A 3,886-nucleotide genomic window follows, 5' to 3' on the forward strand; every position below is an offset into this window, starting at 1 on the left:
ATTCATCTTTCTTTCGATAATTCAATACTCCCATTTGTCATTAACAACTTAAGTGTTAAATCCACTTCCCTGATGGGGAAATGTGGCATAACGGTTGCGTATATGAAACGTTTGGCATTTCGAAGCACTTTCCTGTCAAGTTACAAGTACTTTTGATACGGGCTGAAATACTCGATAAACCACTGACTGCCAAATGTTTTATATACGATGTTGGCGTTTCGTTGTTTATTCCATATTGAATTCTAAAAACAAATGATAGATATTAATCTCATCGGCTCCTTCTCGTTTATGTGATGTATTAAAAGAAGTTTCAAAACCATCAACTTTTGAACGGGTAAATTCACTTTCTATAAAATTTTCTTGTTTACACTTCTCCATTAAAGATGAACAAATACTTTTAATATTTCCCTCTATGATAAAGCCAATCATTCCGGCATAAGGTTCATTTTTAGAGTAATTCATATTAATAAATCGACTTAGCCCGTCACTGATATATTTAGGGCTTGAGTTTTTTAGTCGTTTACATTCAATAATAAATTCAATTCCAGACATTGCAAAAGACAAATCTGTTCTTCCTAAATCGACTTCATTTTTAAACACCCACCTTTCCCAATTAACAAACAGAATGTTTTTATTAATCAAGCCCTTTAGTAAAGTGCTATTGTGATAAAAGTCACAAATAAAACGGTCTCTGATATCGTTTTCAAGCCCGATATTTTTATCTACACGATTATATGTGTCGTAAATTGATTTTATGAAAAGATTTTCAATCAAATCCTGCTTTGACTGATATCCTAACATTTCCAATCCAAACTGGATAAATTGATTTTTTTTATCCATTTGTATCAGGAAGGTTTGAGAATAATAAATCTATTTCTTCTTTAGCATCTTTATATGCTTGACGCCTAGTCCAATCTTTGAACTGATTACTTTTTATGAGGTAAAAATGAGTTGGTTCATACAATTTGATTTTTTCTTCTCGCAATAATTTCTCTGTTTCGTTGAGCTGTTTGTTTTTTACAAAATGTAATACTTGTAATGTATTGTCTTGTTCTAACCCTTTTGCAAAGGTCTTTTCTATTATTGAAATCTTAATTATTGCGCCTATATTCGATGAAATATAAAATGATGCATTCAATGTGCGATTGGGAGATAAAATAAGCTCAAATGATTCTTTGAATGCTTCAAAATATGCCTGAATATCTTTTTGTTGAACAACTCTTAATTTATCGCTTGCCCGCTCAACTTTTATCTGGTAGAATTCGTTGATGATTTCTTTTTCGTAATCGGTTAAATTGTATAATCTAAATACATTATTATTTAGTTCCTTTTCGATTACACCTGAATTACCCTCACGAATTAACTTTGTAACATTTTCTACAATTTTTTCTTGCTCTTGCCTTTTAATTAACTTAAAGGGTAGTCTTTGAGTATCAATATTACGAATTGATTCTCTTTTACCATCGCCTATACCCCATTGTGATGAAATATGAAATAGGTAAAAGCTGAATAATTTAGAATTTAATAATCCTAAATGCTCTTTCCCTACTTGAATTCCATTGTCTTTAATTTCTTTAAGTTTAATAGATATTATATTATCTTTATGGAGAATTTCATTTTCTAACAGAATGCCTTTTATTTGAAAATTATCATTTTTCAAAGGGCGTACTGGGAATATTAATCTACTTCCTTTAAAAACATTAAAATCCGTTCTTCTTCGAACTTTTTGATTCCAATTAAATAGTGTTAGTTTCTTTATTATTTTATAACGAATAAAATCGCTTGGCTCGATTAATTCAATATTATGAGGGTTTGCATATATTTCTTCAATTTTACTTGGTTGAAAACCAACCCTTGAGTCAACTATAAGTTCTTTTTGATTAAAAACTTTACAAATTAAACTAAATGTTTCTGTATCACCTTTAACCAACACCCTCCAAAGAGTATCATTTTCAATAAATTTTAACCTATCAACTAAAAAAGACTCATTATTTGAATACTGAATAATCTCAAAATGCTCTCCCAGCGTTGTTAATTTAGGTGCAATGTAATTGATTTTGTATTCTGAATTATTAGCATTAGGTTTAAATACAACAATGGCACAAGGTTCACTGGCACCAATTTCAATATTTACTTTTGGGGACTTATATGTTTTCTTCTTGAAAAGAATTCTATTGTAATCTGAAAGCTCATAAAATGTTTCAAGCTTATTCTTCGAGATAAATTCTTTTCTGAAATCAATTGCTTTATCATTTAAGAAGATTGAATTCTTAACTATCATTACGATAGTAGAATCTGGTTTTTGCCATCGCTCAACTCTTCTTAGAAACGCCTGGGAGCGCTCATAATCAGCGACTTTACTATATTCTGGATAATTTCCTGATTTATTATCAATAGCTTTTCGCTCTTCAATATGCTCTTTATTATCATCTGTTGGTACTGAACCCCAAGGCGGATTTGAAACAATGAAATCAAATTTCTTTTCTTCAAATACAAAATCAGTAATTGTATTTGCGTGTATCAATGTATTTCCAATAAGGTTTGGAAGAATTGGGTGAGACTTTTTTATTTTTTCTTGAATAAATTTGGCTGATTCGTCTTCAAGCAAAGCAAGATACAAACTAAATGCAGAAATTTGTAATGCGTCACTATCTACATCAACACCCCATAATTGATTTTGTAATATTAGCTTTTTTTCATCGTAGGATAGAATGCTTTTATTTAGTTTCTTTGCCTGAGCATCCCTGATTATTTTAAAACTTTCAACAAGAAATGCAGCCGAACCCACTGCTGGGTCAAAAACTGTAAGAAAAGGATTTTCATTTGCTTTCTGCTTCAAACTTTGAGAAAGCATAAAGTTTACCACAAACGCAGGGGTATAATAAACGCCCTTCCCTTTTTTAGTGTTGTTGGTTAAGAATGCTTCATATACATGGCTAATAAGCTGAATAGGGATATTATCAAACTGATATGGAAATAATGTACCTTGTCCGCTTTGATAATCTGCTGTAAAAAATAAATGCAATTTATCTAAATATTCCTCGCATATATCATCTGTTGTTAACCTATTTCCTCCAAAAACATCTCCATTAATCTTGCATACTTCACCAAATGCATCAATTAGCCTATCAGAAGATTTACTTGCTAATATTCCAGACAAGTAATTTGATGTGAATATTCCTCTATCCTCTAAATATTTTACAAATAAACATCGTAAAATTATTAAATGAACCACCTGCTCATTTCCATTATCTAACAAATCATTCCTTAAAGCGATAAGATTTAATAGCAAATCTTTATCAACTTCTTGTTTTTTGCGTTGTTTTTGTTGGATAAACTGGAAAAAGTAAGAGGAATCAATATAGTTTTTTGAAATTAAGTCAATGTTAATGTTTGCAAATCCTTTCGTATTAACACCATAATCAAAAGATTCAATACTTTTAATTATACCACTTTGAGGTTTTTTCTTACAATCAACTATGTGGGTTTTCTCTTTTCCAACCGCAATAAAAACATTGTCAATATTTTTATTCCAAAATCGAAGCTGATGTTTAAATATTTCTTCATCATTTTCAATAAGAACATATTTTATAGCTGTAATAGTTTTATCAGGGGAATAACTGAAGTAATTTCCACGCAAAAAACTTGAAAATTCAGCATCTGTGAATCCTAAGTTAATCAAGTATTTACGAAAAACATCTTTAGTCATTTCTTTTCTTTCAAAGATAATCGAATTATCTTTTCTTTAAAATTTTTGAATAGTAATAATTTGCACTATCGTCTCTTACAATGAACGCCAACGGTGATTTGTATGTGGCGGTTTTGCACACCCGAAATTATCTAAAAACGTGAAAGTTTCTGCAAAACTGACATATACAAAATGTTG

2 protein-coding genes are annotated in these 3,886 nt (G+C 30.2%); both read right to left on the bottom strand.

Features of this window, described 5'->3' with window-relative positions:
• Nucleotides 1-225: 225 nt before the first annotated feature.
• On the bottom strand, nucleotides 226-840 hold the full coding sequence (locus tag B5X70_RS17430; RefSeq protein WP_079559180.1) for a hypothetical protein: 615 nt from the start codon (nucleotides 838-840) through the stop codon (nucleotides 226-228).
• Nucleotides 833-3,709, bottom strand: coding sequence for an HsdM family class I SAM-dependent methyltransferase (locus B5X70_RS17435; RefSeq protein WP_079559181.1), 2,877 nt, complete (start codon nucleotides 3,707-3,709; stop codon nucleotides 833-835). Before B5X70_RS17435 ends, B5X70_RS17430 begins: the two co-directional genes overlap by 8 nt.
• Between the last annotated feature and the right edge of the window lie 177 nt (nucleotides 3,710-3,886).

This window comes from Alkalitalea saponilacus, assembly GCF_900168165.1.
GTDB classification, from domain to species: Bacteria; Bacteroidota; Bacteroidia; order Bacteroidales; family Marinilabiliaceae; genus Natronoflexus; species Natronoflexus saponilacus.